Here is a 15,179-nt window from a genome sequence, read left to right on the forward strand (position 1 = left end):
GGCGGGATCCGAAGCGCTGTTCCTGTTGGGTTGTCTATCTATTTACCCTGTTACGCAAGGAGGGGCTATGGCATTGGTTTACTTTGCACCGGTGCTCGACGTGCGGCTGCAACCAAGGCAGCAGAGCTCGAGAGAGCGACCTCGCCCAGTCTTCCCTACACCGCTGCAGGTTTGGGAGAGCGGCGAGGCCTACACCGTCCAGTTGTGGGCGCCCGGCGCCGATCGAGAGCGTTTCCACATTGAGGCCACAGCCCAGCAGCTTTCCATCAGCGGCGAGCTCCAGGTTCATGGCCCTGAAGGTGCCGAATTGCTCTATCAAGAGGTAGAAGCGCAACCTTTTCAACGCACCCTCAAACTGAGCAAAACTATTCAGCCGGAAAAAGTCTCGGCTACCTACCGCGACGGCATTCTCACCCTCACCCTGCCCAAGGCCGATGCCGCGCGGGTGGTCAAAGTTCAAGTGGGCACTTCAACCCCCTCGGAAGCGGTGACGGTGGAAAGCCAACCTGCCTAGTCTCCCCTCTCCCTCTGGGAGAGGGGTCGGGGGTGAGGGAGCTAGCCATTCCACTGCAGGCGCACCTCATCCCCTACTTTGAAATCGAGGCTGCGGCTGGCGTTGCCCCCATTTTGCACGATCTCCACCCAGCCGGAGCTGCCCACCAGGGCCAGCAGCTCCCCTTGCCTTCCCTCGGCGAAGGTGGCCGCGGAGCGGACAGGGATCCCTTTGATCCAGGCGCTCCAGCTTCGACCTTCCACCCAGTGGCCGGGCAGGTTGGTGATGCCGTTGCCGAAGTGGTCGATGGCTTGGATGAGGCCGCGCCAGCCGTTGGGCTCCTCCTGAGGCTGGGGCCAATTCCAGGGAGTTAGCTCCGCCACATCGAAGGGATCTCCCAGCTCCAGAAGCGGGATCCCGTTGGCCAGGTGGGCGGCCACGGGGGCAAAAATATCCCGCCCGTGAAAGGTGCGGCTGGGGGAAAGGGTGCGCCAATAGCGGGGCCGGTTGAGTTCCACAGCAGCCAGAGGTGGAGATTGCTCCAAAACGCCGCTGAAGAGGCCGTTGTCGGGGCCGACCAAATAGCCCTCTTGGGTTTGGATGGCCACCGCCCGGCGATGGCTCCCCACCCCCGGATCCACCACCGCCAGGTGAATGGTTCCAGAAGGCAAATGGGGATAGGCGGTCATCAGGGCAAAGCGGGCTGCCGCCACATCCTGGGGCGGGATCCCGTGGCTGAGGTCGATCAGTTGGGCTTGGGGAGCGATCCCCCAGATCACCCCTTTCAGGATGCCCACATAGGGATCCTGCAGGCCAAAATCCGTCAGCAGGCTAACGAAAGGCATACTTTAAAGATCTCGAGCGCTGACCTCTTCCTACAATCGACGCGCCTGATCCAGAGCGTCAAAGTACAACAGAGCAAACACCAACAGCGTCCACAGGCCGGCCACCAGGATCCCCACTCCCCACACCCAGGATCCCAAAGAACGCAGCGGCAACATCGCCAAGTATCCCCAAAAGAATCCCAGAGGATAGAGAACACTCAGCACTATCGTGAGAAACAGGCCCCCCAGTCCCAACCCCTCGGCAAAGGCGTGTCCAAACCAGGCTTTGAACAGGTTGGAATAAAAGTTGGTCAGCCAAAACCCCGGAAAGAATAGAGGAATACAAGCCGCTACAGAGGCCAACAATACCCACCACCAAGCTCCAGCATCCGGAGGCAGCGGCATAGGGTCTCCTCATTGAAATTAACCAAGGCCAATTGAAACTTCGGCAAAGACACCTACAGGGTAGCAGCCATTGGGGATGGGGTGGCTAGCGGGCGGCAAGGGCGGGTTCTGGTCGCTTGTACACCTGTCCCAGACGGGCCAACTGCTGCACCAGCAGGCTCAAGAACAGGCCAACATCGGTGACGATCCCCACCGACTCCAGGGATCCCCGATCCGCCAGCTTGGTCACCACCGCCGGGTTGATGTCCACACAGATCAACTTGACCCCGGCAGGCGTCATGTTCCCGGCCCCGATCGAGTGCAACATGCTGGAGAGCATCAGCACCATGTCGGCCCCCTGTAGCAGCCGTGCGTAATCCTCTTGGGCCTTGATCAGATCCATCTCCGTATCCGGCAGCGGCCCATCGTCGCGGATGGATCCGGCCAGCGAGAAAGGCACCTGGGCGCGAATGCACTCGTAGAACACCCCGCCGGTAATCACGCCCGCTTCCACGGCGGCCCGAATGCTGCCGTACTTGCGGATGAGGTTAATGGTTTTGAGGTGATGCTTATGGCCGCCCTTGACCGGGGTGCCCCGCGACAGATCCACCCCCAGCGAGGTGCCGTAGAGATTTTGCTCCAGGTCGTGAACGGCAATGGCATTGCCCCCCAACAGGGCCTGTACATAGCCCTCGCGGATGAGGGTAGCCAAATGGGAGCCGCCGCCGGTGTGAATGACCACCGGCCCTGCCACCACCACCGTTTTGCCGCCCCGCTCTTTGATCTGCCGCAGCTCCCAGGCGATCTGCTCCACCAGAAGCTCCACCCGCCGCTCGCTGGAGACCCCCGATCCCATAAAGGTAAACTCCTGGGAAGAGCGCTCTTTGCTGGCCTGGCGCACGGTGCGGATCCCTTCCACCCCGCAGACCACCGCATCCCCCACCTGCAGATCGCGAATCAGGGTGCAATAGGCTGTGGAGCCCTTGACCACGATCACCCCATCCATGCGCTGCCGCTGCACCGGGATCCACTGGCCGGCCACCCGCACCTGTGTCGGGTAGATGGTGGTGACATAAAAATCGTCGGGAGCCACCCCCGCCTTCTCCACCCGTTCCAGGCGGGCATCCTGCAAGGTCTCGTCCGACAGGCGCCCCCCCCGCTCGATCAAGGCGCTGAGAATGGTATCCAGCGCCTCCTCGGTGGGAGCCGAAACGGCCAGCTCTACTCTGGAAGTGCTCTGCCGCTTTTCCCCAAGCTGAAACTTGAGGATCTGGAAGCTGCCGCCATTGTCCACAATGCAATCGACGGCGCGGGTGAGCAGGTCGCTGTCCACCAAGTGTCCCTCCAGGGTCACCGTCCGGCTGAGCACCGTGGCTACCGGCTCGCTTTGCGGAGCCACCGTCTCGTCCAGGCGCAGCGTCAGACACTTGGCCGCCCCGCCAGCCTTGAGGAACTCCGTCAGCTCCGTCTGCACCACCGTAAAGCCCCGCTCCTGTAGGGTGGCTTCCAGCTCTGGGCTGACCCGGTTCACCAGGATCGTGCCGTTCACATCCACGGCGTTGCAGGCAAAGTGAACGGCATCCGCTTCCTGAACCGGGATCCGCTTTTCGGGGGGCACCCGCATCTCGATCAGGCGGTTGGAATAGGCATCGAAGGCCGGCGGGTAGTAGAGCAAATAGCCCTCGGAGAGAGGGCAAAAGCAGGTGTCCAGATGGTAAAACCGCTCGTCCACCAGCCGCAAAGACAACACCTCGATCCCCAGCCACTTGGCCAGGTAAGGATGGGACTCCAGCATGGAGCGAAAGCCATAGCCCGCCCACAGCCAGCGCCCTGCCCGATCCAGCAGAGCATCTCCCGCCCCCTCAAAAGCCAGGGCCGGCGGCAGCTCATGGACGGTGTAGCCCTGTTCCTCAAACCAGGCCTTGAAATAGGGCTGTTCCCCCTGCCGCTCCGGGTGATAAAAACGGCTCAGCACCACCGTGGATCCGAGGATGAGCCCAGCATTCGCCGTAAAGACCATATCCGGCCATCCTGGCACCGGCTGGATCAGTTTCACCTCCGCCCGCTGCGAGAGATGCCGATAGAGAGCCTGCCACTGCTGCAGCGCCCGTTCTCGCGAAGAGCGGTGGACATTTCCCACCATCCAGGGATTGATCACGTAGTCCACCTCGTAATGGTCGGGTGGGCACATCAGATACTGAATTGCACCAGACATAAACCTCAGACCGCAATCCGCAGCAGGGCATCCCCTAGATTAGCAGTTGTGTGAGCAACATCCTCAAGCATTACTTGAGGGACTCTTTCGCCAGTTCTGGCTGCGGTGGGCCGGGATCGGCGATGTTGGGCAGCTCCAGACAGTAGCCCGCCCCATAGACGGTCTTGATGTACTGGGGGTGGCGCGGATCCGGCTCCAGCTTGGTGCGCAGGTGGCGGATATGGACGCGGATGGTCTCGATGTCGTCGTCAGGCTCGTAGCCCCACACCTCCTGCAGGATTTCGCTGGGGGAAACCGTCTGGCCATGTCGCTGCATCAGGCAGTGGAGCAGATCAAACTCCAGGTGGGTGAGCTTGATGGTTTTGCCGAACCACAGCGCCTCAAACCGCTCCGGCACCAGCGTGAGAGGGCCATAGGTGAGGATCTCGCCGTGCTTGGCCGCCTGTGGGATCCGATCCGAGCGACGCAACAGGGCCCGCACCCGCACCAGCAGCTCCTGCACCTCAAAAGGCTTGGTTAGGTAGTCGTCGGCACCGGCATTGAAGCCTTCGATCTTATCTTGGGTTTGGCCAAGGGCGGTGAGCATCAGGATCGGGATCTCGCTGGTGCGCTCCTCCCGCCGCAAGCGCTGGCAAACCGTCAGGCCATCCACCTGGGGCAGCATCAGGTCGAGAATGATGAGATCCGGGAGAACCTGCAGAGCCAGTGCTTGTCCGCGTACCCCATCGGTGGCCTTCACGACCTCGTAGCCCGCCAACTCCAGATTGATACGCAGAATATCCAGAATCGAAGGGTCGTCCTCAATGATGAGTATGCGAGCCATAGCCGGTTGCAGCCCACACTGCGGATAAAACGTTTTGTTAAATCAGCTAACAAGGAGTCCAAAGCTTTACGACTCAAAGTTTACTTAATTCTAGCCTCATTGCAAATCTGGCCGGGAGGTGCGTGGGTGCGGCTCCAGGGGAAACCCTTCATCCGGCTTGGCGGGCACCACGCTTTTTCGGATCCCCTTTGGGAATGGCGGCGATAAGGCGGCGGGTGTAGTCCTGCTGCGGCTGCCGGTAGATCTGGAAAGCAGGGCCGATTTCTTCGATGCGGCCTCGGTTCATGACCAGGATGCGGTCGCTCATGAACTTGACCACACTCAAGTCGTGGGAGATGAACAGGTAGGTCAGCCCCAGTTCCTCCTGCAGATCCTTGAGCAAGTTCAGCACCTGGGCCTGCACGGAGACATCCAGGGAAGACACCGCCTCATCGCAGACGACCAGGCGCGGCTCTGAGGCCAGGGCGCGGGCAATACAGATCCGCTGCCGCTGTCCTCCCGAAAATTGGTGGGGCAGCCGATCCAGCGCCTCGGGATCCAACCCAACTCGTTCAAACAGGCGTTGGGCTCGTGCCCGGCGCTCGGCGGCGTTTCTCCCAATCCCGTGCAGCGCCATCGGCTCCATGACGCTGGCTCCCACACTCATGCGCGGGTCCAAGGCAGCCGCCGGATCCTGAAAGATAAGCTGAATCTCGCGGCGGCGGCGGCGTAAGCGTTGAGGCGGCAGGCGGAGCCAATCCTCCCCGTTGTAGATTACCTGGCCGGAGCTGGCGCGGATCAGGCGCAGCAGGGTTCGCCCCAGGGTGGTTTTGCCGCAGCCGGACTCTCCCACCACCCCCAGGGTTTCCCCCGGATACAGGTCGAAGCTGATCCCGTCCACAGCCCGGATCTCGCCCACCTGGCGGCCCAATGGCCCGCGACGGACGGCATAGTGGGTGCGCAGATCCCGCACCTGCAACAGAGGGGGCTGGCTGCCTATCCGGCGCAGCCGTTCTTCCTCTTCGGCGGCTGGGATCTCCAGTTGCTGCCACCGCTCCTCGAGGGATCCCCCCTTCTCCTGAAAATCCTGGACGGTGGGCAGTCGCCGCAACCGCCGCTCCAACACCGGGCGGCAGGCCAGCAGGCCGCGGGTGTAGGGGTGCTGGGGATTGCCAAAGATCTGCTCCACCGATCCTTGTTCCACAGCTTGGCCGCGGCACATCACCACCACCTGATCTGCCAATTCCGCCACCAAATTGAGGTCGTGGGTGATGAAGAGGATCGCCATCTGCCGCTGCTGTTGCAGATCCCGGAGCAGGCGCAAGATCTCGGCTTGTACCGTTACATCCAGAGCGGTGGTCGGCTCATCGGCAATCAACAGTTTGGGGTTGGAGGCGATGGCACAGGCAATAGCCGCCCGTTGGATTTGGCCGCCAGAGAGCTGATGGGGGTAGCGCTCCAGCATCTGGGGAGAAAGCTGCACCTCCTCAAACAGGCGGATGGCTTGGGCGCGGATCTCCGTCGGGGTTAGGGAGGTGTTGGCCCGCAGGGTTTCCTGCAATTGCTGGCCACAGGTGTAGAGGGGGTTGAGGGCGGTGCTCGGCTCTTGGAAGATCATGGCGATCTGGGCTCCGCGGTAGCGCCGCCGTTCCTGGGGATCCAACCGCAGCCAGTCCACCGTGCCGTTGGGGCCCCTGAAGAGGATTTTGCCTTCCACCCGGGCCGAGCTGGGCAACAGATCGATCAGCGTCAGGGCAGTCATGGTTTTGCCGGATCCCGACTCCCCCACCAGGCCCAAAGTCTGGCCGATCCCTATCCGAAAAGACAGCCCATCCACCACCTCTGTCCTGCCAAGACCAACCGGGCGGCTGGGCAAGAAAACCCGTAGCCCTTGTACAGTCAACAGGGCAGCCTCGGCAACAAGAGCAGCATCAGCCATGGCGACTATGGCAATAGGAGGATTGGCAGGATTATAGACCACTGACCCCGGCTGCCCAAGTTCTCTCCAGTTCCCAAGGGGAGGTTGAGGGCTTTGGGGTTTGCAGCAGGCTTGCCTTTTAAGAACTCAAATGAGAGATTTCAGCAGGTGTCCAGGAAGTGTCGATAGTATAGAGAGATTATAGAGAGATATAGATATATAGGTTAGATTGTGAGGCACAAGCTGCCCTCATCGCTAGACACGCTTATCGGAGAAGATCCTGAGAAGCTCGTAGATTTAGACAGCACCCATAGCCAAACTCGGTAAAACTACCATTGGCGATTTCCCCGAAAGCTTTGCATGGATCACCCCGGATTTTGATCGTCAAAATACGTGATCCTCGCGATGGCTATCCAAGGGCACTTCCGGCATTCTATAGGCTAGGTTTATAAATTCTGACTTCAGATGGCGAGGTTAAGATGAGCATTCCCGAGATCCTCGATGAAGTTTTAAAATCCTCGATTCTAACTCCACAGCAGGAGTCCAGCATTAACCAAATCCTCTGGGAAAGAAGCTATGATCCATCCGACCTAGAAGCTCTGGACGAGCTGGTTGAAGCCATTCTGCGCCAAGAGGTGAAGGCTACTTCCGATCCTTGTAAAAAGCCCGGCCTTGATTGAAGACAGTGCCCAGATCGGGTCTAGAACTTGCCCTGTAGTTTAGTGGGGGGCGGAAGAGCCCTCAAGAGAGCCGTCTCCGCCCCCCGCATGGTGACGAGCTTGAACCCCTTGAGAGGGTGCCCCCGTCCTGTCCAGCCTTCTGGGATAGATCTACGGATGGGGCAGGGATCCCTGTAGCTAGCCCTACCCTACTGCGGATACCACTGCTTTTGCCAAGCGCGCATCTGCTGGATCTCCGTCTGCTGGGTAACCGCAATCGCCTCTGCCAGTTGACGGATCTCGGGGCGCTTGGATTTCTTCAGTGCCTCTCCGGCCATGCTCAAAGCCCCCTCGTGGTGCTGGATCATCGCCTGCAGAAATCGCCGGTCAAACTCTCGGTCGGCGGATCCCAGGTCTGTATCCATGCGCATGTGGGAGATCATTTCTGGGGTCATGGCCATCAGGTGCCCCATTTCCTCGTGCCACATCATGGGATCCTGTGGAGCTTGTGGGTACCAGCTCAGCCGCCACGCCCGCATTTGCTCGATTTCTTGGCTTTGGGCCGTCAAGATAGCCTCTGCCAATTGACGAATTTCCCGCCGCCGGGATTTTTGCAGGGCTTCTTCAGCCATGCTCACAGCTCCCTCATGATGGAGGATCATGGCGTCGAGGAAGCGCAGATCAAAGGATTCATCTGCAGGGCCGAGGCTCATCAGGTGAGCCATGGGGACAGAGGGATCCCTATTGGTGTCGTGGGAAGCGGCCTCTGTCCTCACCCCCCCGCCAACCCACGGAGTGCTGAGGACAAATGCGCCGGCAAGGAGCAGACCACGGGCAGTCTTGTTGAAGAGCATCGCTATTTCTTCCTGGCGACAACGGCCTTGTATTCTACAGCCTCTCCCCTACTCCCTTTGGGGAGTTAGGAAGCAACTCGGAGAACTAAGCGGTCGGCTTCCCACTGTTGAAACAGATGAAGGACGTGCTCGGCTCTCTCGGCGTGCTGATCCAAAATCTCGCTGCCGGAGCGGGCTTGGTTGGCCAGAGGCAGCAGCAGCTCCACCACCTGGTGGCGGCTGGAGGCGATCATCTTGCCAGGGATCCGAGCAATGGGCCAGAAGATGTCCATCTTTTGGGTCACAATCTGGGCCGGATCCACCTTGCCCAGCAGATCCGAAAGGGGGATCTTTTGATCCCAGTAGCGCACCTGGCCGTGCTGGAGAAAGAGGGGGTTAAGCTGCCAACGGGAGCTACGGAAAAACTCGGCTGTGAAGGGATCCCAGTTGGCCACCTTCTTGCCCTGGTGGCAGCACCAAAAGAGATTTTGCGTGTGGTAGAGGGGCTCCAAGTACTCGATGACCCGCAGTTGATCAATGCGGGCGAGGGCCTCGTAGCGGCGGTGGAACTCCGGGTGGGTGGCGGCAATTAAGGGCTTGGCATTCCAATAGTCCAAGTAGGGGGCAACATCGATAAACTCCAGACCCGCCTGGGCCAAAAGGTCGGGGATCTCGCCGATGTCAAAAGGAATGTCGTTGGCATGGAAGAAGTTATCGACGATGTTCTCATCTGGTAAGTAGTATTCCTCGTGGGCCTTGGCATGCCGGGCCAGCATGGAACTGGGATGGGCTGCCTTTAACAATTGCCGCACAAATTCGATCTTTTCCGGGGTGGCCGGCGGAGTAATCCCCAGCAGCTCCAGAGCGCGGCGAATGCGGTAGAGGTGCCAACGGCCAGAACGGTTGTAGAGCATCAGCGCCATTACCCCCTCGGGAGCTAGGCGCGAGGCCAAGTTTCTCAAAGCCTTGACCGGATCGGCGGTGTGGTGGATCACCCCATAGGAGCTGATCATGTCGAAGCTCCCCTCCGGCCAAGTGGAGGGATCCATCAGATCCCCATAGTGCACTGAGCAGTTGCGCAGGCCGTGGTACTTGATCCGTTTTTGGGCGATCTCCAGGGCCGGGCGGCTGAGGTCGATCCCGACCACGGCGCCATAGCCGGGGTTGCTGGCGGCAATGCCGTGCACCTCCCAGCCGGTGCCGCAGCCGGCCACCAAAAATCTGGCCCCGCTGGGCTTCTGCAAGGTGCGGGTGCGGGCGTATTGGGCCAGAATGTAGCTGCCCAGACTGGAAAAGCCCTCAAAGGGCCGGTCGTAGGGAACGGGCGGGTAGGGAAACGCCTCGTACTGGGCCTGCACCGCCTGGGTGATCTCCGCTTCGTTGGCCAAAGCCACGTCCTCCCACCTCTTCCCCCCTATCCTAAGAGTCTTTGTAGGTTTTTAGACCGGTTTTGGCCGTCAAGTCGGCCCGTGTCGGTCGGCAGCAGGGCACGGCTAGGCTGCGGTCAAACTGTGGGCAGCTCGCCGGTAGGCTTCCTCCAGCGTCTCTGCCAGGGTGGGGTGAACGTGCACCAGGCGGGCCAGCTCTTGCACCGTGGCGCGGCGGGCGATGGCCTGGGCCGCCTCGTGGATGAGATCCGCAGCATGCGGCCCAAAAATGTGGGATCCCAGCAAAAGCCCTGCCTCCTTATCGAAGACCAGCTTGACCATGCCCTCCGTCTCGCCAGAGGCGATGGCCTTGGAGTTGCCACCAAAGTAGGTGCGCACCGTGCCCACGCTGTAGCCCTCGGCTTTGGCCTGCGGCTCGGTTAGCCCCACAAAGCCCATCTCCGGGTGGGTGAACACCGCCGCCGGGATGCTCAGGTAATCCATGTAAGCAGGGCGGCCACAGATGTTTTCCACCGCCACCCGCCCCTGGGCCGCTGCCGCGTGGGCCAGCATCAGCTTGCCCGTCACATCACCAATGGCCCAGAGGTGGGGCAATTCGGTGGCCATGCGGCTATCTACGGGTACAAAGCCGCGCTTGTCCGTGATAACCCCCAGCTCCGCCAGGCCCAGCCCTTCTGAGACCGGGATCCGACCGGCGGCCACCAGGCAGCCATCCACCTGCAGTGTCTCGCCATTAGAGAGGTGGATCGTCACCGGCTGGCCAGGGATCACCTGCTTGGCCAGCACGCCCACATAGGTCTGGATTTGCCTGGGTTTGATCAGCACCCGCTGGGCCAGGCGGGCAATGTCGGGGTCAAAGGCCGGCATCAGGGTCTCCAGGGCCTCGATGAGAATGACCTGGGATCCCAGCGCCGTGTAGACGTCGGCAAACTCCTGGCCAATGTAGCCGCTGCCGATGATGGCCAGCCGCTCCGGGATCCACTCCAACCGCACCGCCTCGTCGCTGGTAAAGACCGTGCGGCCATCTACTTGGATCCCCGGCGGCACAAAGGGTCGGGAACCCGTGGCCAGAATCACATCCCGCGCCGTGTAGGTTCGAGATCCCTTCTCTTCCTGGACTTCAACCATTTGGGATCCCGCCAGCCTGCCCCGCCCTCGCAGGATTGTTACCCCCAGCTTCTCCAGGGAGCGAGTCATGTCGGCGCGGATCTTCTCCACCACCTGGGTGGCGTGATTGGCAATCGCCCCCCGGTCAGCCTGGACGGATCCCACTTGGATGCCCAGCCCAGCGCTGTGTTGCAGTTCCCGCAGGCGGCCGGAGGCGGCCAGCAGAGCCTTGGAGGGGATGCAGCCGCGGTTGATACAGGTGCCGCCCATTTCCGCACCTTCGACGATGGCGGTTTTGAGGCCGGATTCGACGGCATGCAGCGCTGCGCCGTGGCCGCCGACGCCGGCACCAATGATGATCAAGTCAAAATCGAAGCTCATGGCGAGACTTGGATAACCGGTGCCTCATTTTCTCATCTTGTTGGCCTTCCCAGGAACCTGGCTGAGAGCATCCAAACCATGAGGTAGCATAGGGTCGCCTGCCCAGTTGACAGGAGGCTGGCGGGGTGGGAACGGGGGGTGCGCATGGAACTGCAAGCTTTGATTTTCGACGTGGATGGCACGCTGGCGGATACGGAGCGGGATGGGCACCGCGTGGCCTTTAACGCCGCCTTTGCCGAGGCAGGCTTGGACTGGCACTGGTCGGTGGAGCTCTACGGCCAGCTCCTGGCTATTACGGGCGGCAAAGAGCGCATTCGCCACTTCGTCGAGACCTGTCAGCCGCCGCTGCCTGCCGGGGAAGACCTGACGGCCCTAATAGCCCGGCTGCACCAGGCCAAGACCCGCCACTACACAGCTCTGCTGGCCCAAGGAGGGATCCCCTTGCGCCCCGGAGTCAAGCGCCTCTTGCAGGAGGCCAGAGCCGCCGGGATCCGCCTGGCCATCGCCACCACCACCACGCCCGAAAACGTGACGGCCCTTCTGGAGCACACCCTGCCGGAGAGCCTGAGCTGGTTTGAGGTGATCGCTGCCGGCGATATTGTCCCCGCCAAAAAGCCCGCCCCCGACATCTACTTCTACACGCTGGAACAGATGGGGCTGCGCCCCCAGGAGTGCCTGGCCTTTGAGGACTCTGAGAACGGGCTGCGCTCGGCCCAGCAGGCGGGCATCCCCGCCGTGGTGACGGTTAACGATTACACCCGGGAGCAAGACTTTTCCGGAGCAGCCTTGGTGCTGGATCACCTGGGGGAGCCTGAGTTGCCGTTTCAGGTGCTGGCGGGAAGGGCGGGATCCCACCGCTACTTCACCCTGGAGCTGGCCCGCCAGGTTCATGCCCAAGCCCTTGCCGAGCAAGAAAAGTGATCCAAGATCCCCACCTGCAACAGCGCCTCCGGGATCACCTGCAGCAAGTGGCCCAGCCGCGGGATCCCGACTGGTCGCCCCTGGGCCACAGCCAGGTGGAGCGCTACATCCAAGAGGAGCTTTCCCGCTATGGGCTTGTAGAATCTTTCTCCTTCGAGGCTCGGGGCTGCCAGCACCGCAACTGGATCTTGAAATTGCCGGGATCCCATCCCCGCCGACCGCCCGTTCTGGTCGGGGCTCATTTTGACGCTGCCCCGGCCACCCCTGGAGCCGACGACAACGCCAGCGGTGTGGCGGTGCTGCTGGAGCTGGCCCGCCATTTTGCCACCCATCCCGCCCTTTCCTCCCTGTGGCTAGTGGCCTTTGACCTAGAAGAGCGGGGCCTGCTGGGGAGCAAGGCCTACGCGCGCTTTCTTAGACAACAGCGCCAACCCCTGCGGCTGATGCTCTCTCTGGAGATGCTGGGCTACCGCGATCCCACGCCCGGATCCCAGCGCTACCCCGCCGGCCTGGAGCGGCTCTACCCTGACCGGGGGGATTACATTGGCCTGATTGGCAACTGGCCCGCCCTGGGGGATCTGCTGAGGCTACAGCACAGTTTTCAGCAGGCGGGGATCCCGTGTTGCTGGTTGCCGGCCGGCCAGCGGGGTTTGATCCTGCCGCTTACCCGCCTTAGCGACCACTCCCCCTTTTGGGATGTAGGCTACCCCGCGGTTATGGTGACCGACACCGCCTTCTTGCGCAACCCCCACTACCACAAGCTCAGCGACACCCTTGAGACCCTAGATCTTGACTTTTTACTGGGGGTCTGCCAGGGCTTGAGGCAAGGTCTTGGATCCCTCTAGCCGCGACCTCGATTCCCAACTCCCCTCTCCCTGAGGGAGAGGGGCTGGGGGTGGTCGCGTGAGCGGCGCGGAGCGCTTGGGCAGGCCTCCTCAGTACGGAGATCGCTCCAGGAGTTTCGCGATCCCTCGACTTCCCCTGAGGCGGCAGAGGGAGATAATGGGCGGCATGGGCAAAGAGGGGAAAAGCTTGCCAAAAGCTGCCCTCAGCCTTCTCGGCCAAAACTTTCCCAGGAGCTTTTATGAGTGCCTTCGCCCAAGCCCCCAAAAAGTGCGTTTCTGCCGTTTTTAAAGAAGAAGCCAAAGTCCAAGAGTGCATCCAGCGCCTGCTCAACCGCGGCATCCCCAACGATCGCATCTCCATCATTGGCCGCAATTTTCAAACGGAAGCCAAAATCAGCGGCTTTATCACCCGCAAGGATGTGGTTCTCGACGGGTTGACCAGCGGCGCCATTTATGGATCCCTGTTTGGATCCCTGTTGGGGCTACTTACAGGGGTAGGGGTGCTGTTTATTCCCTTTTTGGGAGCGGTGGTGGCCGCCGGGCCCTTGGGAGCGGCGCTGCTGGGGGCAACCGGTGGCGCTCTCTACGGGGCGCTGGGAGCGGGGCTGGGATCCGCCCTCATTGCCCTGGGCATGCCGCAGGAGAAAGCTGCCATCTACCAAACCCGGGTGCAAGCAGGTGAGTTCCTCTTGGTGGTGCAGGTGCCGGAGGAAAAAGCCGGCGAAATCTACTTGCTGTTGCAAAGTGCCGGCGGCGAAGAGGTGGCCACTGCCGACTTGAACTTGCCCAGTGAGCCAGAAGGCAACCTGACGCCGGAGACCATCTCCCCAGAAATCCGCGCCGATCTCTCAGAAGAAGCCCAGCAAACCTTTGTGGAAGCCTATAACCAGGCCAAGGCAGAGGGCAACCCCGTCGCCCAAGCGCTGCTCAAGGCTTGGGAAAAGGTCAAACAAGTTTTCACAAGGGACGACAAGGGGATCTTTTCCAGGCGCAAGCCCTAGCCCAGATAGCTTCTCAACAGCAGGAGCAGAGCCAACTGCCCCGCCGTGGCTCCGTCTCTTCAATACCCACCTTACATTCTGAGAAGTATCCTGAAAAGCCTTAACCTGATTTCGTAGGGGTGAGCTTATGGCTGCGAGCGATTTCAAGGACTACTACCAGATCCTGGGCGTCAGCCGAGATGCTTCTTTAGAGGAGATCAAGCGCGCCTATCGCAAGCTGGCTCGCCAGTATCACCCCGACGTTAACCCCGGCAACAAGGCAGCCGAGGAGCGCTTCAAGGAGATCAACGAAGCCTACGAGGTGCTCTCGGATCCGGACAAGCGGCGGCGCTACGACCAGTTTGGCCAGTACTGGCAACGGGTGGGCAGCGGTGCGGCGGCAGGGCCGGGCATGGAAGGATTTGCCCAGTACACCAACTTTGAGGACTTCATCAACGATCTGCTGGGCCGCATGGGATCCCGCCGCGGCGGCTTCCAGGGTTTCACCACCGGGTTTGGGCCGTTTGTCTCGGTGGATCTGCCAGGGCAAGACGTAGAAGCCACGCTAGGCCTCACCTGGGCAGAAGCCTTCCACGGCACCCAAAAGCGGCTGAGCGTGGATGGCGAAACCCTCACCATCCGTATCCCTGCCGGCGCCAAACCCGGCAGCCGCATCCGCGTCAAGGGCAAAGGCCAATATAGCCCCTTCGGCGGGCCGAGGGGGGATCTCTACCTCACCCTGGAGCTGCCTCCCCACCCCTTCTTCCGCTTTGACGGCGACAACCTGCTCTGCGAGCTGCCCATCACGCCCGATGAGGCGGTTTTGGGCGGCACGGCGGAAGTGCCCACCCCCACCGGTCGGGTGCAACTGAAGATCCCTGCCGGCGTCGATAGCGGCCAAACCCTGCGGCTGCGCGGCCAAGGCTGGCGGGATCCCCAAGGGCAGCGAGGCGACCTGCTGGTGCGGCTAAAGGTTGTCACGCCCAAATCCCTCTCCCCCACTGAGCGGGATCTTTACGAGAAACTGCGGCAAAATCGGAGCTGGGATCCCCGCGCCTACTTGCAGGAGGTGAGGCTATGAGCTTGGCCATTGTGCGGTTGGAAGAACGCCTCTATACCTTTGAGCAGGCCAGCGAAGTAGCTGGGATCCCGCCCCACCTCTTGGAGTGGCTGCTGGCCCACGGTTTGGTGGAAGCCGAAAGCAGCTACCTCACCCCCCAGCAGCTCAGGCGCCTGCTCCAGATGATCCGTCTGCATCGCGACTTGGGCCTCAACTGGGTTGGGGCGGCGATGGTTTTGGACATGGCCCAGGAAATTGCCCGCCTCAGGGCGCAGCTCCACCACTACCGCGGGTTTTGAGGATCCCGGAACCCCTACGACAACCCCACTGAACCCTGCTCCTTGTCAACTTTAATTAAGGAGAACTCCT

General features: G+C 61.3%; 15 protein-coding genes. 7 read left to right on the top strand and 8 right to left on the bottom strand.

What is annotated here, in order from left to right; translation table 11 throughout:
- The first annotated feature begins 67 nt into the window (after positions 1 to 67).
- Positions 68 to 514 (top strand): Hsp20/alpha crystallin family protein, encoded by a 447-nt coding sequence (locus NW862_RS09600; RefSeq protein ID WP_414333784.1) that lies wholly within the window; start codon positions 68 to 70, stop codon positions 512 to 514.
- 41 nt (positions 515 to 555) lie between these two features.
- Here the strand turns inward: NW862_RS09600 and NW862_RS09605 are convergent, their stop codons facing one another.
- From NW862_RS09605 to NW862_RS09625, 5 genes are all read right to left on the bottom strand, one after another.
- The gene (locus NW862_RS09605; RefSeq protein WP_414333782.1) at positions 556 to 1,338 is read right to left on the bottom strand and encodes an S-adenosyl-l-methionine hydroxide adenosyltransferase family protein; all 783 of its coding nucleotides are present in this window, start codon (positions 1,336 to 1,338) and stop codon (positions 556 to 558) included.
- A gap of 30 nt (positions 1,339 to 1,368) precedes the next feature.
- On the bottom strand, positions 1,369 to 1,722 hold the full coding sequence (locus NW862_RS09610) for a hypothetical protein (protein WP_414333781.1): 354 nt from the start codon (positions 1,720 to 1,722) through the stop codon (positions 1,369 to 1,371).
- Between the two features lie 85 nt (positions 1,723 to 1,807).
- Positions 1,808 to 3,916, bottom strand: a complete 2,109-nt coding sequence (locus tag NW862_RS09615; protein ID WP_414333779.1) for a TIGR00300 family protein — start codon at positions 3,914 to 3,916, stop codon at positions 1,808 to 1,810.
- A gap of 70 nt (positions 3,917 to 3,986) precedes the next feature.
- Positions 3,987 to 4,739 (bottom strand): response regulator transcription factor, encoded by a 753-nt coding sequence (locus tag NW862_RS09620; protein WP_414333777.1) that lies wholly within the window; start codon positions 4,737 to 4,739, stop codon positions 3,987 to 3,989.
- 148 nt (positions 4,740 to 4,887) lie between these two features.
- Positions 4,888 to 6,657, bottom strand: coding sequence for a dipeptide ABC transporter ATP-binding protein (locus NW862_RS09625; protein WP_414347480.1), 1,770 nt, complete (start codon positions 6,655 to 6,657; stop codon positions 4,888 to 4,890).
- A 458-nt stretch (positions 6,658 to 7,115) separates the two neighbouring features.
- Between NW862_RS09625 and NW862_RS09630 the strand changes: the two genes are divergently transcribed.
- On the top strand, positions 7,116 to 7,316 hold the full coding sequence (locus tag NW862_RS09630) for a hypothetical protein (RefSeq protein ID WP_414333773.1): 201 nt from the start codon (positions 7,116 to 7,118) through the stop codon (positions 7,314 to 7,316).
- Between the two features lie 188 nt (positions 7,317 to 7,504).
- On the opposite strand, the gene NW862_RS09635 is transcribed toward NW862_RS09630, so the two are convergent.
- From NW862_RS09635 to lpdA, 3 genes are all read right to left on the bottom strand, one after another.
- Positions 7,505 to 8,149, bottom strand: a complete 645-nt coding sequence (locus NW862_RS09635) for a DUF305 domain-containing protein (protein WP_414333772.1) — start codon at positions 8,147 to 8,149, stop codon at positions 7,505 to 7,507.
- Positions 8,150 to 8,214: 65 nt separating this feature from the next.
- Positions 8,215 to 9,522, bottom strand: a complete 1,308-nt coding sequence (locus NW862_RS09640) for a class I SAM-dependent methyltransferase (RefSeq protein WP_414333770.1) — start codon at positions 9,520 to 9,522, stop codon at positions 8,215 to 8,217.
- 99 nt (positions 9,523 to 9,621) lie between these two features.
- Entirely contained in the window at positions 9,622 to 11,004 is a 1,383-nt protein-coding gene (gene lpdA, locus NW862_RS09645) for a dihydrolipoyl dehydrogenase (protein WP_414333768.1), read from the bottom strand.
- A 144-nt stretch (positions 11,005 to 11,148) separates the two neighbouring features.
- Between lpdA and NW862_RS09650 the strand changes: the two genes are divergently transcribed.
- The 5 genes from NW862_RS09650 (at position 11,149) to NW862_RS09670 (ending at position 15,109) form a co-directional block, all read left to right on the top strand.
- Positions 11,149 to 11,925: an HAD family hydrolase gene (locus NW862_RS09650; protein WP_414347488.1), complete on the top strand. Its 777-nt coding sequence runs from the start codon at positions 11,149 to 11,151 to the stop codon at positions 11,923 to 11,925.
- Positions 11,922 to 12,770, top strand: a complete 849-nt coding sequence (locus NW862_RS09655; RefSeq protein WP_414427126.1) for a M28 family peptidase — start codon at positions 11,922 to 11,924, stop codon at positions 12,768 to 12,770. Before NW862_RS09650 ends, NW862_RS09655 begins: the two co-directional genes overlap by 4 nt.
- Positions 12,771 to 13,009: 239 nt before the next feature.
- Positions 13,010 to 13,771, top strand: coding sequence for a ChaB family protein (locus NW862_RS09660; protein ID WP_414336120.1), 762 nt, complete (start codon positions 13,010 to 13,012; stop codon positions 13,769 to 13,771).
- Between the two features lie 127 nt (positions 13,772 to 13,898).
- Positions 13,899 to 14,831: a DnaJ C-terminal domain-containing protein gene (locus NW862_RS09665; RefSeq protein ID WP_414336118.1), complete on the top strand. Its 933-nt coding sequence runs from the start codon at positions 13,899 to 13,901 to the stop codon at positions 14,829 to 14,831.
- Positions 14,828 to 15,109 carry a chaperone modulator CbpM gene (locus NW862_RS09670; RefSeq protein ID WP_414336116.1) on the top strand — a complete coding sequence of 94 codons (282 nt, stop codon included), beginning with the start codon at positions 14,828 to 14,830 and terminating at the stop codon, positions 15,107 to 15,109. Before NW862_RS09665 ends, NW862_RS09670 begins: the two co-directional genes overlap by 4 nt.
- Positions 15,110 to 15,179: the final 70 nt, after the last annotated feature.

This window comes from Synechococcus sp. H55.8 (genome assembly GCF_047462375.1).
Taxonomy (GTDB): Bacteria; Cyanobacteriota; Cyanobacteriia; order Thermostichales; family Thermostichaceae; genus Thermostichus.

Bases quoted from the DNA above. Each gene is read 5' to 3' on its own strand.
- NW862_RS09650 (WP_414347488.1), top strand. From the start codon at position 11,149: ATGGAACTGCAAGCTTTGATTTTCGACGTGGATGGCACGCTGGCGGAT.
- NW862_RS09625 (WP_414347480.1), bottom strand. From the start codon at position 6,657: ATGGCTGATGCTGCTCTTGTTGCCGAGGCTGCCCTGTTGACTGTACAA.
- lpdA (WP_414333768.1), bottom strand. From the start codon at position 11,004: ATGAGCTTCGATTTTGACTTGATCATCATTGGTGCCGGCGTCGGCGGC.
- NW862_RS09610 (WP_414333781.1), bottom strand. From the start codon at position 1,722: ATGCCGCTGCCTCCGGATGCTGGAGCTTGGTGGTGGGTATTGTTGGCC.
- NW862_RS09635 (WP_414333772.1), bottom strand. From the start codon at position 8,149: ATGCTCTTCAACAAGACTGCCCGTGGTCTGCTCCTTGCCGGCGCATTT.
- NW862_RS09600 (WP_414333784.1), top strand. From the start codon at position 68: ATGGCATTGGTTTACTTTGCACCGGTGCTCGACGTGCGGCTGCAACCA.
- NW862_RS09605 (WP_414333782.1), bottom strand. From the start codon at position 1,338: ATGCCTTTCGTTAGCCTGCTGACGGATTTTGGCCTGCAGGATCCCTAT.
- NW862_RS09630 (WP_414333773.1), top strand. From the start codon at position 7,116: ATGAGCATTCCCGAGATCCTCGATGAAGTTTTAAAATCCTCGATTCTA.
- NW862_RS09670 (WP_414336116.1), top strand. From the start codon at position 14,828: ATGAGCTTGGCCATTGTGCGGTTGGAAGAACGCCTCTATACCTTTGAG.
- NW862_RS09620 (WP_414333777.1), bottom strand. From the start codon at position 4,739: ATGGCTCGCATACTCATCATTGAGGACGACCCTTCGATTCTGGATATT.
- NW862_RS09665 (WP_414336118.1), top strand. From the start codon at position 13,899: ATGGCTGCGAGCGATTTCAAGGACTACTACCAGATCCTGGGCGTCAGC.
- NW862_RS09615 (WP_414333779.1), bottom strand. From the start codon at position 3,916: ATGTCTGGTGCAATTCAGTATCTGATGTGCCCACCCGACCATTACGAG.
- NW862_RS09660 (WP_414336120.1), top strand. From the start codon at position 13,010: ATGAGTGCCTTCGCCCAAGCCCCCAAAAAGTGCGTTTCTGCCGTTTTT.